The 24483-nt window shown below is 38.1% G+C and carries 23 protein-coding genes; 8 read left to right on the forward strand and 15 right to left on the reverse strand.

Annotated elements, in window-relative coordinates; genetic code table 11:
- Positions 1-47: 47 nt before the first annotated feature.
- On the reverse strand, positions 48-587 hold the full coding sequence (locus tag ACRXC1_RS10565; protein ID WP_392909241.1) for a YceI family protein: 540 nt from the start codon (positions 585-587) through the stop codon (positions 48-50).
- 104 nt (positions 588-691) lie between these two features.
- On the opposite strand from ACRXC1_RS10565, the gene ACRXC1_RS10570 reads away from it, so the two are divergent.
- The 4 genes from ACRXC1_RS10570 (at position 692) to ACRXC1_RS10585 (ending at position 3178) form a co-directional block, all read left to right on the forward strand.
- Positions 692-1558: a LysR family transcriptional regulator gene (locus tag ACRXC1_RS10570; protein WP_433658620.1), complete on the forward strand. Its 867-nt coding sequence runs from the start codon at positions 692-694 to the stop codon at positions 1556-1558.
- 99 nt (positions 1559-1657) lie between these two features.
- Positions 1658-2041, forward strand: coding sequence for an RNA recognition motif domain-containing protein (locus ACRXC1_RS10575; RefSeq protein WP_392909237.1), 384 nt, complete (start codon positions 1658-1660; stop codon positions 2039-2041).
- Entirely contained in the window at positions 2041-2394 is a 354-nt protein-coding gene (locus ACRXC1_RS10580) for a DUF1456 family protein (RefSeq protein WP_392909235.1), read from the forward strand. Before ACRXC1_RS10575 ends, ACRXC1_RS10580 begins: the two co-directional genes overlap by 1 nt.
- Positions 2342-3178 carry a CvfB family protein gene (locus tag ACRXC1_RS10585; protein WP_392909233.1) on the forward strand — a complete coding sequence of 279 codons (837 nt, stop codon included), beginning with the start codon at positions 2342-2344 and terminating at the stop codon, positions 3176-3178. The genes ACRXC1_RS10580 and ACRXC1_RS10585 overlap by 53 nt, the downstream gene beginning before the upstream one ends.
- A 63-nt stretch (positions 3179-3241) precedes the next feature.
- Here ACRXC1_RS10585 and ACRXC1_RS10590 read toward each other — a convergent pair whose 3' ends face one another.
- From ACRXC1_RS10590 to ACRXC1_RS10610, 5 genes are all read right to left on the reverse strand, one after another.
- Entirely contained in the window at positions 3242-3439 is a 198-nt protein-coding gene (locus ACRXC1_RS10590) for a cold-shock protein (protein WP_021267754.1), read from the reverse strand.
- Between the two features lie 104 nt (positions 3440-3543).
- Positions 3544-3957 (reverse strand): HIT family protein, encoded by a 414-nt coding sequence (locus ACRXC1_RS10595; RefSeq protein WP_433658624.1) that lies wholly within the window; start codon positions 3955-3957, stop codon positions 3544-3546.
- Positions 3950-5182 carry a TIGR03862 family flavoprotein gene (locus ACRXC1_RS10600; RefSeq protein WP_433658626.1) on the reverse strand — a complete coding sequence of 411 codons (1233 nt, stop codon included), beginning with the start codon at positions 5180-5182 and terminating at the stop codon, positions 3950-3952. The genes ACRXC1_RS10595 and ACRXC1_RS10600 overlap by 8 nt, the downstream gene beginning before the upstream one ends.
- A 37-nt stretch (positions 5183-5219) precedes the next feature.
- A complete protein-coding gene (locus tag ACRXC1_RS10605) occupies positions 5220-5681 on the reverse strand; it encodes a BLUF domain-containing protein (RefSeq protein WP_392859829.1) in 462 nt (153 codons plus the stop codon).
- Positions 5682-5777: 96 nt separating this feature from the next.
- A complete protein-coding gene (locus tag ACRXC1_RS10610; protein WP_433658628.1) occupies positions 5778-6722 on the reverse strand; it encodes an alpha/beta hydrolase family esterase in 945 nt (314 codons plus the stop codon).
- Positions 6723-6903: 181 nt separating this feature from the next.
- Here ACRXC1_RS10610 and ACRXC1_RS10615 point away from each other — a divergent pair, with 181 nt between their 5' ends.
- Together ACRXC1_RS10615 and ACRXC1_RS10620 are read left to right on the forward strand one after the other, a co-directional pair.
- Positions 6904-8499, forward strand: a complete 1596-nt coding sequence (locus ACRXC1_RS10615) for an ABC-F family ATP-binding cassette domain-containing protein (protein ID WP_433658630.1) — start codon at positions 6904-6906, stop codon at positions 8497-8499.
- Between the two features lie 217 nt (positions 8500-8716).
- Complete coding sequence (locus tag ACRXC1_RS10620) at positions 8717-9388, forward strand: hypothetical protein (protein ID WP_393060991.1); 672 nt, start codon at positions 8717-8719, stop codon at positions 9386-9388.
- Positions 9389-9427: 39 nt separating this feature from the next.
- Here ACRXC1_RS10620 and ACRXC1_RS10625 read toward each other — a convergent pair whose 3' ends face one another.
- From ACRXC1_RS10625 to ACRXC1_RS10635, 3 genes are read right to left on the reverse strand one after another with little or no spacing between them, the layout of a single operon-like run.
- Positions 9428-11917, reverse strand: coding sequence for an ABC transporter permease (locus ACRXC1_RS10625; protein WP_433658633.1), 2490 nt, complete (start codon positions 11915-11917; stop codon positions 9428-9430).
- Positions 11907-12581: an ABC transporter ATP-binding protein gene (locus tag ACRXC1_RS10630; protein ID WP_392909219.1), complete on the reverse strand. Its 675-nt coding sequence runs from the start codon at positions 12579-12581 to the stop codon at positions 11907-11909. The genes ACRXC1_RS10625 and ACRXC1_RS10630 overlap by 11 nt, the downstream gene beginning before the upstream one ends.
- Positions 12581-13171 carry an arylesterase gene (locus ACRXC1_RS10635; RefSeq protein ID WP_392909217.1) on the reverse strand — a complete coding sequence of 197 codons (591 nt, stop codon included), beginning with the start codon at positions 13169-13171 and terminating at the stop codon, positions 12581-12583. The genes ACRXC1_RS10630 and ACRXC1_RS10635 overlap by 1 nt, the downstream gene beginning before the upstream one ends.
- 130 nt (positions 13172-13301) lie before the next feature.
- Between ACRXC1_RS10635 and recQ the strand changes: the two genes are divergently transcribed.
- Both recQ and ACRXC1_RS10645 read left to right on the forward strand, forming a co-directional pair.
- A complete protein-coding gene (gene recQ, locus ACRXC1_RS10640) occupies positions 13302-15185 on the forward strand; it encodes a DNA helicase RecQ (protein ID WP_433658636.1) in 1884 nt (627 codons plus the stop codon).
- A gap of 91 nt (positions 15186-15276) precedes the next feature.
- A complete protein-coding gene (locus ACRXC1_RS10645) occupies positions 15277-15927 on the forward strand; it encodes a hypothetical protein (protein ID WP_433658638.1) in 651 nt (216 codons plus the stop codon).
- A gap of 97 nt (positions 15928-16024) precedes the next feature.
- On the opposite strand, the gene ACRXC1_RS10650 is transcribed toward ACRXC1_RS10645, so the two are convergent.
- The 6 genes from ACRXC1_RS10650 to ACRXC1_RS10675 form a co-directional block, all read right to left on the reverse strand.
- The gene (locus ACRXC1_RS10650) at positions 16025-16762 is read right to left on the reverse strand and encodes a hypothetical protein (RefSeq protein WP_433658640.1); all 738 of its coding nucleotides are present in this window, start codon (positions 16760-16762) and stop codon (positions 16025-16027) included.
- A 131-nt stretch (positions 16763-16893) separates the two neighbouring features.
- The gene (locus tag ACRXC1_RS10655) at positions 16894-17724 is read right to left on the reverse strand and encodes a hypothetical protein (RefSeq protein WP_433658642.1); all 831 of its coding nucleotides are present in this window, start codon (positions 17722-17724) and stop codon (positions 16894-16896) included.
- Between the two features lie 885 nt (positions 17725-18609).
- The gene (locus ACRXC1_RS10660; RefSeq protein ID WP_433658644.1) at positions 18610-19125 is read right to left on the reverse strand and encodes a hypothetical protein; all 516 of its coding nucleotides are present in this window, start codon (positions 19123-19125) and stop codon (positions 18610-18612) included.
- 33 nt (positions 19126-19158) lie between these two features.
- Positions 19159-20271, reverse strand: coding sequence for a hypothetical protein (locus tag ACRXC1_RS10665; protein ID WP_433658646.1), 1113 nt, complete (start codon positions 20269-20271; stop codon positions 19159-19161).
- 120 nt (positions 20272-20391) lie between these two features.
- Entirely contained in the window at positions 20392-21174 is a 783-nt protein-coding gene (locus ACRXC1_RS10670) for a hypothetical protein (RefSeq protein ID WP_433658648.1), read from the reverse strand.
- 173 nt (positions 21175-21347) lie between these two features.
- Complete coding sequence (locus ACRXC1_RS10675; RefSeq protein ID WP_433658650.1) at positions 21348-24467, reverse strand: efflux RND transporter permease subunit; 3120 nt, start codon at positions 24465-24467, stop codon at positions 21348-21350.
- Positions 24468-24483 lie beyond the last annotated feature (16 nt).

The raw sequence follows: 24483 nt of genomic DNA on the forward strand, positions 1-24483 counted from the left end.
GGCCGCATGAAGCGGCCTTTTTTATTGGAGTCTAAGAAAGTTTATTTTTATTTTACAACAACATCAAATGCTAAACTAACTTTATCATCAATCGCTTTATCACCAAGGCTCTTAAAGAATGAAGCAGATCCATACTTAAGACCAAAATCTGTACGATTAAACTCTAGTGAACCAACGAAGTTCTTACCTTTTTGAGCGGCCAGAAACTTAACTTCTTTAGTCTTTCCTAAAATTGTAAGGTCAGCTGTTACAGTGAATCCTTCAACTTTTTTAATATCAAGAGTAGCTGTTGGGTACTTAGTTACATGAAAGAAGTCTTCATTTTTTAGGTGTGCATTTAATTTATCTAACCACTCACCTTGAAGGTCTGTTGCAGTAAAAGAGTTCATATCAACAACAACCTTACCTGATACAAGTTGACCTTTCTCAAGCTTAACATCACCAGACTTAATCTTAACTGTACCGAAGTGACGACCTGTTACCTTAGTACCTTGCCAGAAAACTGTTGATTTTGAAGTATCAATTTTTTCTGCGTTAGTTGCAAATACAGTAAATACCGCAAGGGCGAAAACCATAAATTTACTCATAATATTCCTCCGTTTGAATTATGAAATTATTTTTAAAATATCTTAACAAAATACAGAGGAAAATAAAGATCATTATTAGCGACATCTTGTGCTATAATTCGACCATGATGTGGATAACAATTGAACAAATAAAATGTCTTCAGGCCTTAGAAAAAGCAGGAAGTTTTACAAAGGCTGCCTCAGAGCTTTCAAAGGCAAAGTCAGCGGTAATTTACTCAATTAACAATCTCGAGGAACAAGTGGGATTTGAGCTAGTTGACCGTTCATCATATAGGCCAACGATCACTGCCAAGGGACAAGAGTTTTTAAGCGAGGCACTAAAACTCACAAAACAGTATGATGAACTCATTCACAAAACTCAACAAATCTCATCAAATGTTGAGACGAGATTATCAATTTCAGTCTCAGGAATTTATGGCCTAGATAGATTATATCCAATTATCAAAAATGCCATGGCCCGCTACCCTTCCACAGAAATTATTCTTGAAAGAGAAGTACTTAGTGGTGAAAAAATGCTTCTAAACGACAGGGTCGATCTAGCAATTTTCGAAGATCTCTCTAGTATAAAGAACTTTGATTATAAAGTTGTTGGTAAAGTTGATATGTATCTTGTGGTGGCCAAGGGTCATCCATTTCTAGACCTTCCAAAAAAACAGCAAAACTTTAAAAGCTTGGCACAGTTTCCACAGATCATTCAACGAAGTACTATTCCAGATGACGCCACAAGTATTGGCGTTATTGAAGAATCACTCAAGTGGAGGGTGACAGATACGCCGTCTAAGAAAGAGATTATTCTCAATGGATTTGGTTGGGGAAGACTTCCCTGCTCGTTAATTGAAAAAGAACTGAAGAAAGGCCAGCTCATCCATTTAAAGCACCTCGAATCAAAAGTTCCTGTCACATTTTGCTTAGGACATAAAAAAGAGCACCACTTAGGAGAGGTCGCCCAATTTATCTGGGATTCTTTCTAAAATAGCGCAAATAAATTACCTGATTCTGGCATTTTTTCCCATTTCTTAAGCATTTAGTGCTAAGTTGCAGCATTAATATTGTTAAAATCAAGGTAAGAAATGAAAACTGTTTACATAGGTAATCTCAATTACAAGATCACTTCTGAGCAACTTAAAGGTATCTTCTCACGCTATGGACGCGTTCAAGATGTAAACCTTCTAACAATCCCTGGAACTCAAAAGAGCAAGGGTATCGCTTTTATCAAAATGCAAAATGAACAAATGGCACAAAAAGCAGTCGATGGACTTGATGGTTCGATGCTTGATGGTAGAACTGTAAAAGTCTCTATTGCCAAAGATAATTTCGAAGAGCAGAAGAAACGCAAGAAAGAAACGAAAGCTAAAGTGGAAAAAGAAGAAGCTCAAGAGATCATTATTGAAAAGAAGAAAGCTCGTCGCCGTCGCGGTCTCAATGAATTATTCGAACACTTAGGAAAGAAATAATGACGAATAACGATATCTTAAAAAAACTTCGTATTGCCCTTTCTCTAAAAGACTTTGAAATTATCGAGATCTTAAAACTTGTTGATTTTGAAATGACAAAGACTGAGCTATCAGCATTATTTCGCAAAGATGATCACCCAAATTACAAAGAGTGTGGAGATCAAGTTCTAAGAAAGTTTCTAAACGGTCTAATCATCAAGAACCGAGGAACACGCGAAGAGAGAGAGGCCAAAGCTCAAGCATATAAAGCTCAGGCGAAACCAGCAGCAAAAACACCATTTAAGAAAAAGGCAAAAACAGATGCTCCATATAGGAAAAAACAATACTCTAAAAGTCCTAAAAAAACTTCATAACGGCTATAGTTTAATCGATGAAGAAAATATTCAGGAAGTATTTCTTCCAGAGAATTTCGCACCCTTAAAGATTGAAGTTGGTTCAAAAGTTAAGGCCTTTGTTTATCCTGATACACAAGGGGAATTAGTAGCAACGACTGAACTTCCAGTTGCAGTTGTTGGTGAATATGCCCTACTCGATGCCATAGAAATCCAAGACTTTGGGGCCTTCTTTGACTGGGGAACATCCAAAGACCTTCTCGTTCCAGGTAATGAACAGAAAATCAAAGTTAGAAAATTTGAATCCCATATTGTTCGTATCTGTAAAGAAGATGGAACAGGCCGTATCTTTGGAACAACAAAACTTGGAAAGTATATTGAGTCTTCTGATTTCGATATTACAGTAGGCGATGAAGTTGACGTATATCTCGCTAAAGAAAGTGAATTAGGTTTTAGAGTTATCGTAAACAAGAAATTCATTGGTATGATTTATAAGAATGAAATCTTTCAACGTGTCTCTTGTGGAAAATACTATAAAGCATTTGTAAAAAAGCTTCGTGAGGATGGACTTGTTGATGTCGCCCTCCAAGAACAAGGTGTAAAGAATCTTGTGGATTCAAAAGATATTATTATCGACTTCTTAGAAAGAAATGGTGGTTCCTCATTTTTAAATGATAAGAGTTCTCCGGAAGATATTAAGAACTTCCTTAATATGAGTAAGAAGACCTTTAAAAGAACGATTGGAATGCTTTATAAAGACAAGAAGATTACTATTTCAGACAGTGGAATCAAGTTAAATCAATAACAAAAAGAAAGGCCCACAAAATGTGGGCCTTCTTTTTTAAGTACTCAAATATATAATTTAAAATTAACCTTGAACTACTTTTACATTTACGGCACATGGACCTTTAGGACCTTCACCTAATTCGTATTCTACGCTATCACCGTCATTTGGCTCTCCACCTTGAACTGAAGAAATGTGGAAGAAAAGATCTCCACCGTCATCTTTTGTGATAAATCCAAAACCTTTAGCTGAATTGTAGAATTTAACTTTACCTGTACTCATTTAATTAACCTCGTAAAAAATTTTTTTTCGTTAAAGAGATTTTACCTCAGTGTTCCCATAATTCCTAAGAAAAAAGGAAAAAAAATTTATTTTGCTGATCCTTGTCACTTAGATAAACGCGATGCTTCAAAATGTGCTCTAAACGTATTCTCTAAGTCACTGATTTTATAGGTTTCTTTATTTGCCTTTGTTCCCCATATAGCACCAGGCCAAGAACGATCATTTTCATAACGACAGATTATATGCACATGAAGCTGGGGAACCATATTCCCAAGGGCCCCAATATTTAATTTTTGAGGAGCATACTTACCTGTAAGAAAGCGACTAACCTCATTAATCTCCTCTAGTAAAGTCACTTGATCTTCCCACGAGAGCTCATGAATTTCACGAATCCCCTCACGTTTTGGAATAATAACGGCCCACGGATTTTCCGTATCCGGTAAGAGCATAACTTTTGAAAGCTTCATATCATCTATTTCAATTAAGTCTTTTTTTAAAACTTCGTGTAGTTTAAACATCGATACCTTCTTTCTTCTTTATTGATTTTACGGCCCTATATGCCGTCGAAAAACAGCCTTGTAAGAGATAGCCACCTGTTGGTGCTTCAAAGTCTAGCATCTCTCCAACAAAGTAATACTGGTTATTTTTAATAGCAGACAAATCATCATTTAAATTTTCAAAGCAGACACCGCCAGAAGTGGAAATGGCCTCTTCGATTGGTCTCGTTCTTCTTACTTCAATCGGACAATCCTTTATCGTCATGGCCAAGTACTCAATATTTTCTTGGGCCCTTGTGCGATCGAGAACCTCATAAAGTAAGGAAGTAGCAATCTTATCTAAGCCTAATTGCTTTCTTAGTCGATTAGTTAGAGAATCCTTACTTCTTTTTGAAAGCTTTTCTATGACCTCTTCTATTCTTAGATCAGGTTTAAAGTCGATATGAAGATAAGCGCTTTGAGTCTTTTCTAATTCATCACGAAGTCCATTTGAGATTGCATAAACAGCACCACCTTCAACACCATAAGGAGTGAGCATAATCTCTCCTCTTGCACTTTGAGTTTCATTAAAGACAACAATATTCTTAACAAATCCACGATCAACTTTTTCTTGAAAGTGTTTTGACCAATCAATTTCAAATCCACAATTCATGGCCTTTAAAGGAGCGGTTGTTACCCCGAGGGCCTCAATATAATCCATCCATAATCCATCACTTCCGGTCTTAGTCCAACTACCACCACCCATTGCAAGTATGTAATAGTCAGCTTTCTGGGCCTTATCGCTATGATCATGCTTAAAAATCAGATCACCATCTGGCGTAATATTTGTAAGGGAGTGCTTTAGATGCAGATGAAAGTTTTCATGTGACTTTAGTGTATTCATCCATTGATGTAAGATATCTGCGGCCTTCATTTTCTTTGGAAATACTCTCCCACTTGTTCCGACAAATGTTTCCGTACCAAGGGAATTTGCCCATGAAACGAGATCACTTGCACTAAAGTCTTTTAATAAAGAAATAAAACGCTCTTCATCTTTAAAATATTTTTTTGCAAACTTATCTAGCTCTTCACTATGAGTTAGATTGAGACCACTATTTCCTGCAACTAAGAACTTCTTACCAACACCACCGGTTTGTTCATATAGGTGAACCTCAATTCCCTCTATTCCAGAATTTAATAATTCATAAGCACAGAAGAGGCCGGCGGGGCCTCCTCCAACAATGGCAACGATAACTTGATTTGACATGATAAAATATTATCACGCCAACAAGTTAGAGAAAAGCCTAAGCTGCTTTTGATGATATCGTATCCATATCAATCTTGTAGCGTAAAGCTTCGATCAAGCGGTCAACCTTCTCCTGAGATATAGGTTCTTTTCGACGAGAATCATTGATTAAATCATTCCATGCTATCACATGATCAATGACATCTAAGTCCATATCATTGAGTTTAACCAAGGCCAGTGGCCAATTTTCGAAGCTGCGATTTTCAATCTCACGATCCGTGAGTAAATTCACATTCTGATGGCGAGGATCCAAAATAATTTTATTATATGTGTAGATAACATCATCTTTCTTACCTTCAATAACCTGAAAGAAGAAACCACTATTGTACATTAGAACACCTGTCACATCTCTAGCGTTATTATTTCTAAACGAAGAAGAGACAATCTTATCCAAGTCTTTCTCTGGCTTAAAGTCACCAGTTTTTTCGCTGATATAAATGATTTGATATTCTTTGCTCATAGAAACCACCTTGCTGCATATTTACTTTTATTATAGATGTTTAAGAGTCCAAATGAAGACAAGAATGCTTAAATTGCAGCTTAATAATGAATCATTTCATTCCACTTGAGAGTTGCTGTAATTCAGAAAAAACTTAAGCATCTTACGATAAAAGTAATACCTCAAAAGTTCTGCATGCTGACCTTTTTTTACAACGGCAAACTTTATAATGGCATCGTCTTCACAATCACTATAAGTCTTTATTGTCGTTTCCTTTCCTCTGACAAACCAAGTAGCATTAGTTCTATTGTCATCAGACTGGGAGTTGCAGCGATTGTGATAAATCCACTTCTCCACAGCTTCTTGGGCCCCGACATGGCCAAAAGGATGTTCTGGATAATAATCCTTTCCAGCAAAAGGAATCGTTTTATCCTTTGTTCCATGAATATGAAAAATAGGAATGGCCCTTACTTCAGGACAAGGGTCCTGTTCAACGATCACTTCACCATTTTCATCACGAAGATCTAGTGTTGCTCCCAACACCCCTATTGCTGTAACGTATTCAGGATAAGTACAGGCCATCTTAAACGAAAGAAAACCACCGTTAGAGTGACCAAAGAAATAGATACGACTCATATCAACGCGATCAAAACGAGGATCATTTGCGATATAGTCGATGAGATTTTTTATATAAAGAGTGTCGTCAACTCCTGTCTGATAAAAATCACAACAGAAATTCCCGCCATTCCAGAAACGCTCCCCTTCGGGATTTTTGCGCCCTTCAGGTGTAAGAATCATAAAACCTAACCTGTCCTTATGAAATGAAAGTCGAGTTAGAAGATATTGAAGGAAGATTGAGCTGGTATAAGCATGAATATTTACCACTAGTGGCCACTTTTGCTTTGAGTAATAACGACGTGGTAATTCCAAGAGTGCAGCAGGATGCCCATCATCAGAGATCTTAATTTTATAGGTAGTCTGAAAATGCGACTGATGTGCATCGACTTGGACAGTCTTAAATAAAAAGAAGATTATCGCCACGAGCGTGGCCCAGAATTTCATCTCTAGCTCCTTGTAATATCAGTATCATACTGTTCGCCCAAGCCCACTTCTAGTAAAGTTAGACAGCTCTAAGCAAAAATAATATTCATTTAACAGTCCAGTAAATCCATGGACTAATCGCATTAAATAGTTTAAGGTGAAGCCGTTAATTCATTGAAAATTTAAATAAGAAGGATAATTTATGATTTCCACTTCCAATGTTAGTTTAAGCTTTGGTGGCAAGAAGCTATTTGAAGACGTTAATATCAAATTTACGCCAGGTAATTGCTACGGTTTAATTGGTGCCAACGGTGCTGGTAAGTCAACGTTTATCAAGGTTCTTTCTGGAGAAGTTGAACCTAATACAGGAACAATCAATATTACTCCAGGTGAAAGACTTTCTATTCTTAAGCAGGATCACTTTGCTTACGAAGAAGAACAAGTTCTTCAAGCTGTTCTAATGGGTAACGAAAAGCTTTACTCAATCATGAAAGAAAAAGATGCCATCTATATGAAAGAAGACTTCAGTGATGAAGATGGAATGAAAGCAGCAGAACTTGAAAGTGAATTTGCTGAAATGAATGGTTATGAAGCTGAGTCTGAAGCAGGGATTCTTCTTTCAGGCCTTGGGATTGGAACTGAATACCACTACAAATATATGAAAGAGCTTACAGGACCTGAAAAAGTTAAGGTTCTACTTGCTCAAGCACTTTTTGGATCTCCAGATATCCTTCTTCTGGATGAGCCGACAAACAACCTTGATATCAAGGCCATTCAGTGGCTTGAGAACTTCCTTCTTAACTATGAGAAGACAGTTATTGTTGTATCCCACGATCGTCACTTCCTAAATAAGGTATGTACACATATTGCAGATATCGATTTTGGTAAGATTACAACGTATGCTGGTAACTACGACTTCTGGAGAAAGTCTTCAGAGCTTGCTCAAAAACTTCGTGCTGATCAAAATAAGAAAGCAGAAGACAAGGCCAAAGAACTTAAGGCCTTCATCCAAAGATTCTCTGCCAACGCTTCGAAGTCATCTCAAGCGACTTCAAGACAAAAGCAACTTGAAAAACTTGAGCTTAATGACCTTCCAAAGTCGACAAGAAAATATCCATTTGTACAATTCGATCCTAAGCGTGAAGCAGGAAAAGAAATTCTACGTGTTGATGGAATCACAAAGACAATTGATGGAGTAAAACTTTTAGATAATGTTACTTTCATGATTAACAAAGACGATAAGATTGTTCTTCTTGGTGAGAACGATGTTGCTAAGTCAACTCTTATGAAAATCCTTATGGGAGAAATGGAGCCAGATTCAGGTTCTGTTGAATGGGGTGTAACAATCACTAAGTCCTACTTCCCTAAAGATAACTCAAGCTACTTCATGGATGGTAAGAACGATCTTGTGAACTGGCTAAGACAATACTCAGAAGATAAGGATGAGACATTTATTCGTGGCTTCCTTGGTAAGATGCTTTTCTCTGGAGAAGAGGCCCTTAAGAAGACTAATGTTCTTTCAGGGGGAGAAAAAGTTCGTTGTATGATGTCAAAGCTTATGCTTTCTGGAGCCAACGTTCTTCTTGTTGACGGACCTACAGATCACCTTGACCTAGAAAGTATCACGTCAGTGAACGAAGGCTTCACAAGATTTAAAGGTAACCTAATCTTTACTTCTCATGACCACGAGTTCATTCAAACGGTAGCAAACCGTATTATCGACCTTGACCACACAACTGGAAAGGTAATTGAAGATAAGTACGTTAGCTATGATGACTACTTAGCATCAAAAGCATAATCAATTTCAAATACTAAAGGCCTCTTATGAGGCCTTTTTGCCACTTTTACCTTATTACAAGGTTATTTCCTGTAAGAAAATCTTCTAAGCATATAAAATCCCGTAATTAAAAATGTAAGAAAGTAAATTTCCTTAGCTAAACAAAATTTTAATTTCAAAAAAGTCATCCCACGCGCTAGAAATTGCCAAATTCAGTTAAAACTCAGAGGGAGATTTTATGAAAAAATTGGTTCTACTACTAGTCCTTACGGCCCTTACAGCAACGACTTTCGCCGCACCGGAAAGAGGCAGAAGAAATAATAATGATGACGAGTTAAGAAATCGTCGCTCGCGTGATGCTCGAGATAGCAGATATAACAGAGACTCGCGCCGAAATAGACAACGCGATAGAAGATATGATGATCGTCGCAGTGACCGAAGATATGATGACAGACGTTACGATGACAGACGCTACGACGACAGAAGATATGACGATCGTCGAACAACAAGACCTGATCCGACACGTGCTTACCGCCGCTACCGTCACACACCAAACCGTGACTATGTAAGACACAACCGTCGTTGGACAACGGCCCGTGATTACCACAGAACAGTAAGACCAATCTATGTTTACAATAACCGCTGGCTAAGAGTTCGTGTCTCTTATGTTGATGGTTACTACTGGGATTATGATTATCCATACTTTATCTACAACGGCTACCGTCATCGTTATAGCGCGTATGATACGTGTAACTACGAGCTTGTTGATAGTTGGAGCGATTCAGTTGAGAGAACTTTCTACACATACTCATGTTCGACAGGCTATGACCTATGTGCAGATCTGCGTGATGAGCTGAATGATTATGAATACGATTACCGTTATTTCTGTGCCGAAAGATATAACTGGTAGATTCAATACTTATATAAGGGCCACAAAAGTGGCCCTTTCTTATTTTCGAATGAATCGATTAAATGAAGAAAATGAAATTAAGATTGAGAGAACGATGATTAGAATAGCAAAGCCGAAAATTTCAACAGAGCTGAAAATATAATTTAAATCGAATTGAAGTTTTGCAACAGCATAAGTCACAAGCTGTCCTAAGGTAATCCCTACCACAACAGCACTCACAGACATTAAGGCCATCTCTTTCATAATGGACTTTCTAATCTCACTAAAACGAATCCCAATAATATTAATAAGAGAGATATCTTCTCGACGAGATTCTAATTGGTGGGCAATGAGTGAGTAGATCACAAGAAGTCCCACAAGAAAGACAATGAAACTCATGGTAACGAGAATCTTTGTGATACTCTCCATTATAGTGGCAACTCTTTTAAGAGAGCTTTGAATATCAATTAATGACACATTTTGAAACCTGGCCGCAAAGTCAGATTGAAGCTGATCATTAACAACTCCATCACCTTTTCCAATGGCAGCAATGAAAGTCTTTGGTGCATCTTCGAGTACCCCAGGCCCAAATGAGATAAAGAAATTTGGCAAGAAGCTCGTCCAACGAATTGAGCGTAAGCCTACAACTTTAGCAATAATTGGCATCCCTAGAATATTGTATTCTAATTCATCACCAAGGTTAATTCCCAGTCGACTCGCATAGCGCTGTTCTAATGAAACTTCCGCAACATCATCAGTTTCAAAATCAAAGTGCTTAGGCATTCGTCCTTCGACAATCTCCTCACCTCTTACAAGATGATCGCGGTAACTTAAGTTAGCACTGCGATTGCGACTACGTTGTTCTCTTTGTTCCTCACGAGTGAGATCACTAAGTTTATCAGGGTTATAACCTTCACCATTAATCTTTACGAGTCGCCCACGAACCATTGGACTGATATTGAGAAGTTCTAATTTTTTATCTGAGACAAAAGTTTTTAGATCCTCAACTTGTTCAGGTTGAATATCGAAGAGGAAATAAACAGGGCGCTCCTCGGCCGGCATCGAAAGCTCTGCACCAATGATATTCTTTACTGAAGGAATAAGGGTCATGAGACTCGTTGAAATGAACAGACATAAGAAGATAAACAAAGTTGAAATCTTATGACGAGTCACGTACTTAAAGGCCATATTAGATGATAAGCTAAGTTTTGGATTAAGTTTTCCAAGCCAAGAAAGAACAAAACTTCCCACAGGAAAGAAGACCCCCACAATTAGAAGGAAGACTGCAATGAATGCACTGCCAACAATTAAGCTTTCAGATAAGTAGATGGCCATTACCCAATAGAAAATTACAATTGGAATAAATAGCAAATAATCATAGAAGTTCTTTGAAAGGCTCGTATCATGATCAAAGAGTGCCTTTTGATCAACTCTTAAATAAGGAATAATAAGAGCTGGGGCCAAGACAATAGTTGAGGCAACACCAACGGCCATTGTGACAAAGAAAGTAGAAAGATTAAAATCTAGCTCAAAATTAATTCCTAAATTTCGACTAACCATGCTCTGAATAACAGGACTAAATGCCGTCCCAATCGCAATTCCTAAAAGTGAACCAAATAGGCCTAGAAAGAAAAGCTTTAATGTATAGATCTTAAAGATATCCTTCTTCTTCATGCCAATAAAGCCAAGAATCGCTAGATCCTTTCTTCTCTTTAAAAGGAATCCTCTAAAGAGGTAGATGAGGCCAAGACCTGCTAGAAATAGTCCACACAGCGAAACCAGCCCAAGAAAGTCTGCGAGATAATCCATTGAACGCCCCACTCTTTCAGAGTTAGACTGAGGAGAGCGGATGCGAATTGAAGAGTCAATGATTTTAGCTTTTAAATCCTTTTCTGCTTTAATAAGTTCTTTGTCGCTTAACTCTTTTGCCATCTTAAAGTGTAGGCTTCGCCAAATTGTACTACCAGGTTTGATAAGATCAGTAGAATCGAGGACTTCATTTTTCAGATAGAGTCTTGGAGCAAGTTGCCCCATGGAAAAACCGGCCGAACCATCTTCTTCGACAATTCCCGCGACTTTAAATATTTTAGATCCAATCTTTATCTCCTTGCCTACATCAAGTCCAAGTTGACCAACAAGTTCAGGATAAATAAAGACTTCATTATCTTTAATTTCCCTAAAGCTCTTACCTCTTTTAGAGATGATATCGCCGTAGAATGGAAAGCCAGTTCCAAGACCTCTGATATTAACGAGTCGACTTTTTTCGCCGTTAAAGAGCATCGAATAAAGTGAGCGGTTGCGAGTCATCTCACTATAGTCGAGATTAGATTTTGCAATCTCTAAGCTATCTTTTGTAATGGCAATACGTGAACTCACGGAAATATCAGAACCGAGAAGTGTTTTTGATTTTGCTGTAAGCGCACTATCAAAAGAAGACTTAAAAACTTCAATAGTTGAAAGGCCAACCATTCCTATCGAGAGATTTAGAATAAAGATGATAAAGAACATTGGAGAGCTTCTAAGCTCTCGCATAACCATTTTAAGCTTCAAGACTTAGCACTCCATTTTCTAAGTGATAGATCTTCTCACACCTCTTTGCTAAATCCTTATCGTGAGTGACAAGAACAAGGCTCATCTTTTCATCACGAACAATATCAAAAATGAGATTCATGACTTCATCACCTGTATTCTCATCAAGGCTTCCACTTGGCTCATCTGCCAAAAGAACACCAGGGTGAGTTACGAGAGCGCGAGCAATGGCAATTCGCTGCTTCTCTCCACCACTTAACTGATTTGGAAAATGCGTCTTTCGGTGACTCATCCCTACTTTTTCAAGAAAGTAATCCACACGACTTTTATCAGAAACACCATTAACCTCAAGAGGAAGCAGGACGTTTTCATATGCATTTAAGTGTTCTAATAAATGAAATTGTTGAAAGACCACACCAATATGCTTTGCTCGAAGATCAGTGATCTCTTCACTATTTAGATCTTTAAGTGAATTATTGCGATATGAAATATCACCACTAGTGGCATCATCAATTCCACATAAGAGTGAAAGAAGCGTTGATTTTCCACTTCCTGATTTCCCAAGGATTGCGATGGTCTCCCCTTCGCTAACTCCAAGCTCAACACCTTTTAATACATTGAGGATTTCTTCTCCTTGAGAAAAATCCTTTCTTACTTCTTTGAGCGATAATACTAATTCAGTCATTATAAAGCTTTCCTTATAAACGGTGCGACCGTCTTTGCAATAATCTTGTGTCCTTCCTCATTTGGGTGGATGCCATCGTCAATATTATACTGACGCTGTCCTGCTACATCCTTAAGTAAGAATGGAAGTAGTGTAACTCCCTCTTCTTTCTTTAAATCAGGAAACATTCTTTGAAATTCTTTCGTATACTCAGGGCCATAATTTGGTGGGATCTGCATTCCTGCGAGAATAACCTTTACACCCTTACTCTTTGCAAGCTTGATAGCATTTTTTAAATTCTCTTTTGTTGAATGAAGCTTAATTCCTCGTAGCCCATCATTTGCGCCCAAGGCAAGCAACATGACATCAGGCTTTCCTCTTAAAGACCACTTAAGGCGAGAAACAGCAGAAGCAGAAGTGGAGCCACTGATACTTGCATTCATCACTTCAATTTCGATTCCATCTTTTTTTAAAATATCTTTCACAAGATTTGGGTAGGCCTTCTCTGGATCAATTCCATAACCGGCAGTAAGAGAGTCTCCTAGAAAGAGAACTTTCGGCGCAGCAAATGTTGAGAGACTAATTAACAGAACTAGTAAAAATTTATTCATAACAACTCCAATCATATTATTTTAGGGCATCACAGCAAAAATAGCGAAGCTCATTTCGCTTTTTTACAAAGATTTAACAAAGCCTTTATTAATGCTTTGCTGGCCCTCTTTCATCAGTTAAACTAGATAAGTGAGTCAAGGAATCGAGATACTTCAAAATATATTTGGTTATAGTGCCTTTCGCGGCAATCAAGAAAAGATTGTGGAAAGTGTCATTGCAGGAAATAACGCACTGGTCCTCATGCCAACAGGTGGTGGGAAGTCTCTGTGTTATCAAATTCCAGCACTTGCCCGCTTTGGGACGGCCATTGTTATCTCTCCCCTCATTGCTCTTATGAAAGACCAAGTTGATGCCCTTATTGAAAAAGGCGTTGAAGCGGCTTACTTAAACTCATCAATTTCTCATAGTGAACAAGATGATATTGTGGGAAATCTTCTCAATGGAAATATTAAGATTCTCTACGTCTCGCCAGAGCGTATGATGAACGAATACTTTCAGCGAATCTTAGATCGCATTGAGATTTCTCTCTTTGCCATTGATGAGGCCCACTGTGTTTCTCAATGGGGACATGACTTTAGACCTGAGTATATGCAGCTAGGCATGATCACAAAGAAATTTCCAGACATCCCTCGCATTGCTCTAACTGCAACGGCCGGTGAAGCAACACGTGGTGAGATCATTCGCTGCCTAAACCTCCATGGCTCAAATCTCTTTATCAGCTCTTTTGATCGACCAAATATTACTTATGAAGTTCAAAAGAAGACAACGAAAGAAAAAGACTTCTATCGTCTCACGCAATTTGTTCAAGACAATCTTGATGGCCAATCAGGAATCGTCTACTGCCTTTCACGCAAGGGTGTTGAAGAATGTGCAGACAAATTAGTTAAAGCTGGTTTTAAGGCCTATGCCTACCATGCGGGAATGAGTGCCAGTTACCGCGAAAAAGTTCAAGAGAAATTTATCACTCAAAAGAATGTCATCGTTGTGGCAACCATTGCATTTGGAATGGGTATTGATAAGGCCGACGTACGCTTTGTTGCCCATATGGATATGCCAAAGTGTCTTGAGTCCTACTATCAAGAAACGGGAAGAGCAGGACGAGATGGACTTCCTTCTCAAGTTCTGATGTTCTATGGGCTAAGAGATCTTGTTCTTTTAAAAAGAATTGCTAATAAAGGCGTTGGCGCAGCAGCTCGTCGCCGCGTGAATGAAGAAAAGCTTGATGCCATTCTTGGTTTTTGCGAGGCCACAACTTGTCGCCGCGAAGTTCTTCTTAATTACTTTAATGACCCCTATCAGGGCCCATGTGGTAATTGTGATATCTGCTTAAGTGAACAGACTAAGCAGAAGCTTATTAATGCAACTGAAATTGCCAAGGCCGTTCTCACTTGTGTTTATGAAACTGACCAGCGCTACAACGTCCACTATATCGTGGATGTTCTCAAAGGAAATATTTCTGGCGTCATTCAAAAAAATGGCCACCACCATATCACAAGCTTTGGTTATGCAAGTAAAGAAGACGAAGGGTTTCTCTATTCTCTTTGTCGCCAACTAATTGCTCAAGGTCATCTTAAAATGATTATGGATGGAAGCTCAGAGATTAAACTTACTCAATCGGCCATCGATGTTATTGAAGATCGCAAAGAAGTCATGATTCGTGCCGACTTTAAAAAAGGTGCACCAGCATCAAAGTCGTCTGCGACTAAAACAAAAGCAACAAAGAAGAAAGCAGTTCGCAAAAAGGCCACAACTCGCAAGAAAGCTGTCGCCACATATAAGCCTAATGACGGAACAGATAAAACAACGTATGAGAATTTAAAAGTTCTACGATCAAAGCTTGCCAAACAGAAACGCACACAGGCCTTTAAGATTTTTCCAGACAAGACTCTTATGGAGATGGCCGCCCAACGTCCACAAACTCTCGACGACCTCGAAAGCATCTACGGGGTTGGTCCTAAGAAGCTTAAGCGCTTTGGGAAGATTTTCCTTGAGGCGTTAAATGGGGATGCTTAAACTAATTCTTACGCGAAGATAACGATTATATTCATCTATAGAATCCTCTAAATTTAATTTATGTGGTAAAATTACATATAAAGGAGATTCTATGAAAAAAGTATTACTTCAAGGCCTAATTTTGCTACTAGCAAGTATAACATTTGCAGAAGATTATGGTATTGCAAGATACAATACTCTACATAAAGTCACAGGTAGTGGAGGCATACTACTTTTTTTCCCTGACAATGATGATGGAAAAAACCTCCTAAGATATGGACCAGGGACGCTTTATCATAAACAATCTAAAGAATGTGCATCAATCAACTTACTAGATACAGACAAACAACCACTAAAAAAAATAGGCTGCCCAAAGCATGTCTTAGAAAAACTCGAATTAGACAAAAAAATGCGAAAACATCACGATTGGGCCTCTTTTAAAAATGACTTAAAAAACTGTCTACAAAAAGAAGACCTTGTTTGTCTGCGCGGCTTAATTTCTCCAAATGTTGAAATTTCACCAAATGTACCAGGCTTCTTCTTGAAGAAGGAAAAATTATTAAGAAATGAGCTTGAGAAAAAAGATTTCAAACTTATTTTAAACAAACTAGACAACTTCAAAAAATTCGACACAGGCTTTAGCGTTTATTACACTTTAGAGGTCGACTATGAGGCAGCCGACCATAACATTTACATAGGGTCTATAGAATCAAATAACGAAAAGTTTTTAATAATAAAAAGTTTTACTACCAGTTCCGATTAAGGCTCCTGTCAAAAAGATAGAATGAACATCCTTCAATGTAACTTGATAAATTCATTGAATTGAATCCGAATAAGTATAATTATCTTTAAGCGTTTAGTTAATCAGCGATCTCTTCTGGTCGAATATAAATTCCACTTATTCCCCACTTCCCATTAAAAATATCAGATTTTCTAAATCCCATACTGTTATACTCACCGTCGATAGTAAACCTTAAATATTCAACATCATCTTTTGTTTTCAAATTCAACTGCCCAAGTCTATCCACGATATTTTTCAATCGCTTCTTAGTCAGGATATATTCTTTCAAATATAGTCTAGGATGAATCACACTAGATATTTGTGTTTCATATTTAAAATCAGGATTTATAAAGTAATGAATACACTCCTTATTTTTTTCACTTAGTGCACACTTTCTAAACTCATTTACAAGTTCTTTGAGTGAATCATATCCTTTAACATAGAATAATTCTTTCATAACTTTCGCTGGGCAAGCAACAACATTATAAGACTTTAAAGCAATTCCCTCTTGCTCTACTCTGATACAATCTCCTGTCTTGTATCGATAAAAGTATCCTGATAAATTTAAACTACTTTCACGTCTATGAGCATCGGTAAAGAGCTCCTTTTTAATTTCGGGGAAACTATCAGGAATGAAGGCGTAAGATATTAAAACAGGAACATTCATATTAATGTTCCAAAAAAACGATCTAGTATCTTTTTTATAACTATCGAAGAATTCTGGCTCGAGGCCTTTATTCTTACCAGTGCCAGAGTTAGTTCCAAAGACTAACGAAATCCAAAAAATACATAATATAGTTTTTATTAAAATTTTCATATAACCCTCGTTTTATTTAAAACAGTTTTTAGTTTCAATTTTGAACTTTGTATCCAGGTGCTTTTTCGTTGACCTTGCATAAAGAAAATCACAAAGTTTAAAAGCGGTAAACGGAGTTTCCGCCATTTTACTTAAAGAAGTAAATTTACATAACAAGCAAACTCACCATTTGAATTTAACAACTCATTAATCATTACCTTGTCCTCATCTAATAAGTCATCATCACTCTCAAGATACATGATTACATGATCATCCTTCACCTTACTAACTCCGCAACTATCAACGCATGCAAGTTTCTTACCTTCACAACCTAAACTTTTTCCAGCAAATGAGTATTTCTTTCTCAACTCTTCTCTTGTTAGTTTAAATACATCGTCTTTGAACTTAAACACTTCTTTCATTTCATCAACATTTATCCACATATCTTGATTCGACAAAAGTTTTACGCGTCCATTTTCAAACTTCTCCACTACTCCATACGTAAACACAAAATCAGAGTAATGTTCGTTCTTTAGCTTTACATATATCTTAACTTGAACTCCATCCCTTGCACCAGGTTCTTTCTCAAACTTAATTCCTAGTTTCCCAATAGACTCTTTTCCTTTAGCGCTCTTAAATATATTAGCGACATAGATATTCTCAATATTCAAATCAATTTTAGAAATGATGTAGCCAGGACTCTCTCCAAACTTTTTCTTAAATAAATAACGCTGCCTCCTTTCGCAGTCTGTATACTCTTCAAGGTTTTGATTTTTTTTAAGACTACTCACGCAGCTAGAAATATATATCTCATATTTCTTCTCTATCTTATCGGCTTTTGTCTTAAATTCGGATATATTTTTATCAACCTTTTCTTTAAGGTCACCGGAAAAACGCTGCTCAAAAGTTCCATATAAAAGATCACGTCCGTAGACGCAAGAACATAAACAAGTAACTAAACTGACTATTATTAATTTATTCATTCAAACCTCCCTGCTGAGAGTAAATTTTCATTTTTTTGTTAATTATAGTTTTATTAAGAACTTTGTATCCAGGTGCTTTTTCGTTGACCTTGCATAAAGAAAAAGCACCTGGATCAAATCTTCAAACATAGCTCTAACAACTTCTTTAAATTTCAATTTGATTACCCCTAAAAATGAATTGATAACTACTTATCGGGTAGCAAGGACTAAATATTACTAGTTTAACAGCTTAGGAATAGGTTTAAATAAGATGGGAACAATGAGTGTCCACCTCAAGAAATGCTAAAGATTTTAATTATGAAAATTGGCTATATGAGAAAACGATGACAGACTTTCTTTGGCTAAAATTTGTTACTCATTTTCACTTCGTGAAAATATCGTTTTTATATTGCGGAGACTTTCCCATTGGCCTTGAGACGAACCGCTCGGGCTTGAACCCTCGCTCTCGACGTAAATCTCTAGCTGAAGAGTAAGGGGCCTAGCACCGCAAACAATAGCCCGCCTTTGGGCGGCCAATTTTGCGGGTGGCCTTGAGACGAACCGCTCGGGCTTGGACCCTCGCTCTCGACGTAAATCTCTAGCTGAAGAGTAAGGGGCCTAGCACCGCAAACAATAGCCCGCCTTTGGGCGGCCAATTTTGCGGATGGCCTTGAGACGAACCGCTCGGGCTTGAACCCTCGCTCTCGACGTAAATCTCTAGCTGAAGTGTAAGGGGCCTAGCACCGCAAACAATAGACTGGCTTTGGCCAGTCAATTTTGCGGGTGGCCTTGAGACGAACCGCTCGGGCTTGAACCCTCGCTCTCGACGTAAATCTCTAGCTAAAGAGCTAGGGGCCTAGCACCGCAAACAATAGACTGGCTTTGGCCAGTCAATTTTGCGGGTGCTTAATAGCGATCTTTAAAACGTATAATCAAAGACTGATTGATGTGAAGGTTTCCGCGACGGTAGTCGATGAATTTTGCACGCATTAAGTTTTTTAATGAGTGAGAGAAGTCCACATCGGCCATGGCAAATTCTTGGTAAGGATAACCGGCCCAAAGGTTTTTAAGTTCTGAGTGAAGGTCTTTTTCTCTTTTTCTGAATTTACCTTGGTCTTTTAGATGGTAAATAATGAAAAGCTCTTCGTCTTCAAGATCAATTCCTAGGCCATAGCAGATGGCACTTAGAGCATGAACTGCTGCGATATACTTCTTATCTTTACCGAATTCATTTTGAAAATTAACGAAGCCTTTAAAGAATGCATCTAATTTGAATACCATATTTTCATAGACGGCATATGTACTTTTCGATGAGTCATTAGAGACGTGGATGCATTTATGAAGAAGCTCTTCAAATTGATCCATTTTCTTAAATTCTACTTTTTCTAATATTTCTTCAAATGTTTCTTGTAATTGGTCCATAGTCGTCTTTCTATCACATAATTCCTAAGCTGCCTATTGAGTAATACCGCGAATCTGATACTCTCGTGACGGCTTACGACGGCGATCGTATTCCTTTTGTCCAGGTGAGCGAGAATCATTATAAATATCCTCTGCTCCATAATAATTACTGATCATACAAACATTCAGTGCTGCAATACGATCACATTTTGATTTTACAATTCTCTTATAATTGGCCACGGCCTTTTGATTGCGGGCCTGTCTTTCTGGTGTTAAGCGGTAGTATTCAACAAAGAGGTTTCTGTCCGCAGGATTAATTTCATCCTTATACACATTGTAAACCAGCTTCTCACATGAAACGTCCTTAAGCTCACCTTCAATAGCAGGAAAGTGATTCTTTAACGTTGTTGCAGACTCAGAGCGGAAGCCACCCTGGTCGTTGTCCCCTGCAAAGAAAGAAAGGTTTGAATAAATATCTTCAATCTTGGCGGTTTCATTTTCACAAGAGTTAAGCATTTGGTCGACCCTTGTTAGAAGTTTCTCTAGATTCTTCTTAGTCACCTCAGCATTTTCATCGTCACAAGAAATACACCACTCTCTTTCAGCGAAATCTGAATTCACATAGAGCATTGTTGCTAAAAGAGTATTTTCAAGACCACTCATGGCATCCGCATGAGCAGTTGGAATCACAAGATCAAGAAGCGTGAACCTTCGTGTTGCCTTTACCTTTTCTGTTAATTCATCAAAGGCCTTATTAAAATCAAGCTTCTTGAAGTCAACAGGACGCTCATTCAAAAGAAATTGATTCTTAACCAGAGTTTCAATGGAATATTGTAATTTGTAGTTACCAACTCTAATGGTAGCAACACCATTTTTAATCGTTGCTGGAGGGAGCTCACCGATGCCAGTCTTCTTTAGCCAGCGAAAGTACTTATGTTGCTCTTTGATATTTTTAAAGGACTGGGCATAGACCTCAGGGTCTTTGCGTCTTTGATTATAACTTTCTGTTATATTCACAAATCGACGATAGTAATTCTTCAGTGCAAAGTCTTCGACAATGGCCTCGCCAGAGTACTCCTCTTTCTCCACAATCATTTTTGCATGAGCTTGGGTCGCTGTCGCCAAGAGGCCAACAAGCGCTAAGATATGAATAACTGATTTCCTCATAATTATCTCCCATACGCTTAACGGAGTAATTATATCAATTATTAAATATTTATGTCAGAGATCTAAAGATATCAGTAAGATAGCAAGGCCATCGACATGGCCTCGCTCTAGTTATGCCAATTAAAATTGTGCTGATAATTGAAAGATAAAAGATGATCGGCACTCGAATTCATCGAGCTGATTAACACCACAATCCATTGCCGAAACCGAGTAATCCATTGTGAATGAGCCTTTTTCCGTATTCAACTTGAAGTCCTCTGCTAAATCTAGACCTTGGGCGGAAAGAACTGGAGCAATTGCTCTTTCTAAGTCTTCTGCCTTGATCGATATTTGCTTAATCTTTCCAAAAAGAGATTTTTTTACAATAGCTGGAACAACTGTATCCACATCGTAATCTTCAAAAATAATTTGAACCGCTTTCTTAGAGACAACGTTTAACTTCATTTTATTAAGAATCTCTTTTGCAGGAACCCCTTGTGTGATTTCATTACGAGAGCCCTCAACGCTAATAACCATATCAAAGTCACCTTCAATTGTGGACTTAGTTCCAGTAAGGTTATCTCCCTTAACTTCATAGAAGTCCTTGCCACGTAGCTCAACAGTGATCTCCATCCCATTTTCAAGGTGATTAAAATTTGTGTTAACAGTCTTTGCTAATTCATTATAGCTTACACCCCTTGCCAGAGCTTCAGTCATTGCCGTTGAACATGATTCAACTTGTGCAAGATCTCCTCTTTTAAGTAAGGCTGCGGCCTTAGTAGAACCCTCAAGGGCACGAGCATAGTTAATTGCGGCTTCACTATTTGAAAAGCGACAACTTGATAGGCCATCATTAACTGATAATGACGCAAATGCTTGAGTGCTTAATAGAGTGATTGCTGTGGCAATAATAAATGTATTCAATTCAGGCTCCCTTGTACCTTCTTAAAAGTCTGGCAGTAAATTATCATATCTAGGAAATCTATCGAGTTATTTGAAAATTTGCCAATGGATGTCTTAGATTTAGACGCCTATTTTAAACAGGGAGAAGTGGTCTTAAAACTTAAGATTTCTCTTAAGTTTCAAGACCTTAGAGCTTATTCAGTCTTCATTTGCTCAATAAATAATCGATACAATGAAGGGAGAACAACAAGTGTTAGAAGTGTTGCTGAAATAATTCCACCAACAACAACTGTTGCAAGTGGTCTTTGTACCTCGGCCCCTAGGCCAGTTGAAAAAATCATCGGCAGGAAGCCGAAAATATCCGTTAAGGCCGTCATAAGAACTGGACGAAGCCTAACCATTGTCCCTTCCCTCACAACGTCATCAGGCGATTTTCCATCAGCTAAGAGTCGATTAAAGTAAGTCACAAGAACAACACCGTTTAGAATACTAATCCCACAAAGAGCAATAAAGCCAACACCAGCAGAAATACTAAATGGAAGTCCTAAAATCTTTAAAGAAAGGACACCACCAATCAGCGCCATCGGTGCACACAGAAAAATTAGCAAGACTTGTGCATAATTCTTAAAGGCCGCATAGAGCATGACTAAAATCAGAAGAAGTGCCAATGGAACAAGAATACTGAGCCTTTCTTTTGCTGAAATAAGATTCTTAAAGCTTCCACCCCATTCAATATAATAACCTTCTGGAAGACTGACTTCTTTTTCAACAATCTCTTTTGCTACTTTAACAAAGTTTTCAATATCACGAGTTTGTGGGTTGATTAAAATAGCAAGTCTTCGCACAGAGTTTTCACGACTAACAGATGAGTAAGTTTGCGAAAGCTCAATATCGGCAACATCACTTATCTTAACAGTGTAGCCTTCAGAGATCCCAACTGGAAGGTTTGAAATTGTCTCCACATCAGACCGAGCGTTTGCAGATAAACGAGTCATGATTGGATACTTCTTTACTCCATCATAAATATCGCCAACCTTGGCCCCACCAATGGCCGTTGAAATAACGTCAAGAACAGGCTTACTACTAACACCAAGTTTAGCAAGCTCTTCAAGTTTAGGAGTATACTGAATCATCGGAGAGAGTCCTTTTGATTCAACTTCAACTTCTCCTGCTCCAGGAGCTTTTGCGATGGCCGCAGAAACTTTTTTGGCGATTTCTTCAATGACCTTTAAGTCTTCACCGTAAACCTTAGCTGAAACAGATGCCCTTGTTCCTTCAAGTAACTCGTTAAAACGAAGCTCAACAGGTTGTGAGAACATGGCCACTTGAGCTGGAACATTTAAGGCAAGCGCCTTTTTTACTTCCTCCATAAGCTCGGTCTTAGTTTTTATATGTTCATTCTTAGGCCATTCATCTCTAGGCTTTAGCATGACATAAGAATCCGAGATATTAACACCCATTGGATCTGTACTAATCTCTGCAGCTCCAGTTCTTGCAAAAACAGTTTTAACTTGTGGAAACTCTTTAATGACATCCTCACTTAAGCGTTGAAGATGAATTGAGTTTTCAATACTGACATTTGCAGGACGAATAAACTGAACAGCGAAGTCTCCTTCATCTAATTGTGGAATAAATTCCGAGCCCATCCCCATAAAGAGAATTCCCCCCAGAGCAATGGCCGATATTCCAAGGCCAAGAACTGCCTTTTTAAACTTAAGGGCCAACTCTAAGATTGGAGCGAAGGCCTGTTTTGCAAGAAGCATAATTCTAGGCTCACGATCTTGAGTATTAGAGCTTAAGAATGTTGCGGCAAGAGCTGGAACTAATGTAAATGAAAGAACAAGAGCTGACGCCAGGGCCATAATGAAAGTTGTGGCCATTGGGCCGAACATCTTCCCTTCTACACCTGTTAGAGCAAATAAAGGAATGAAAACTGTAATAACAATAATCTCACCAAAGCCGGCAGCTGAACGGATTTCAATAGCACTTTCCACAACAAGATCTTTAATCTCAGCACGTGTTAAGGCACGGCCAATTTCCTTTGTTCGCTTTTGTAAACGATGAACACAATTTTCAATGACAATAACTGCTCCATCGACAATGATCCCAAAATCAAGAGCACCGAGACTCATTAAATTTCCTGAAACATTCTGCCAGCGCATTAAGATGAAAGTGATTAAGAGTGAAATTGGAATGGTTGCAGCAACAATAATTGCGGCCCTAACATTTCCCACAAGAAGCATGAGAAAGGCCATCACAAGTCCGGCACCAACAATTAAGTTATGCTCGACTGTACTTAAAGTAGCATTAACCATATTAGAGCGATTATAGACAATCTCTAAGTTCACCCAAGAAGGAAGATCTTTTTTGATTTCATTAATTCGCTCTTCAAGTCTAATTGATACGGCACGAGAGTTTTCCCCAAGAAGCATAAAGGCCGTTCCAATGACGACTTCTCTTCCATTATGAGTTGCTGCTCCTGTGCGAATCTCTTTATCAAACTTAACAACGGCCACATCTTTTACACGAATGATATCAAGTGAGCCCAAACGCTTAATGACAATATTTTCAATGTCAGAGATATTTTTTAAAAGCCCAACCCCGCGAACAAGAAGTTGCTCACCTGTTTGAGGAATATAACCACCTCCAACATTTTGATTTGTACTCTCAATGGCATTTTCAATATCATCGAAGTGAATTCCAAACTTGGCCATTTTATCAATATCTGGCTGAATGAAGTATTGCTTCTCATAACCACCGATTGTATTAACTTCTGTTACACCCTTTACTGTTAAAAGCCTGGGCTTAATTAGCCAATCTTGGATTGAGCGAAGCTCCATAAGCTTTAGCATCTCCTCCTCTTCTGTCTTTACTTCTCCCTTAAAGCTTAGAGAGTAGTGGAAGATTTCTCCAAGGCCTGTACTAATAGGGCCCATTTCAGGCTTTATTCCTTCAGGTAATTCAATATTAATAAGTTTCTCAGAAGTTAACTGCCTTGCACGGTAGATATCGACATCATCATTAAAGATGACAGTAACCTGCGAGATTCCATATTTAGAAACGGAGCGAGTTTGCTCGACACCAGGCATTCCCGTTAAGGCCGATTCAATTGGAAACGTTACCATTCTTTCAATTTCTTCAGGAGTAAGACCTTCGACAGGAGTATTAACCTGAACTTGTGTATTTGTTATATCAGGAACCGCATCAATAGATAGCTTATCAAAAGAATAAATTCCTCCGATAATTAATATTGCTGTTGCAATAAAAACAAAGAGACGGTTATGAACACTAAATTCAATTATCTTATTCATCATAATTCTTCCCCTCGCC

Origin of the sequence: Halobacteriovorax sp. GFR8 (assembly GCF_050955245.1) — a bacterium.
In the GTDB taxonomy this organism is placed as follows: Bacteria; Bdellovibrionota; Bacteriovoracia; order Bacteriovoracales; family Bacteriovoracaceae; genus Halobacteriovorax_A.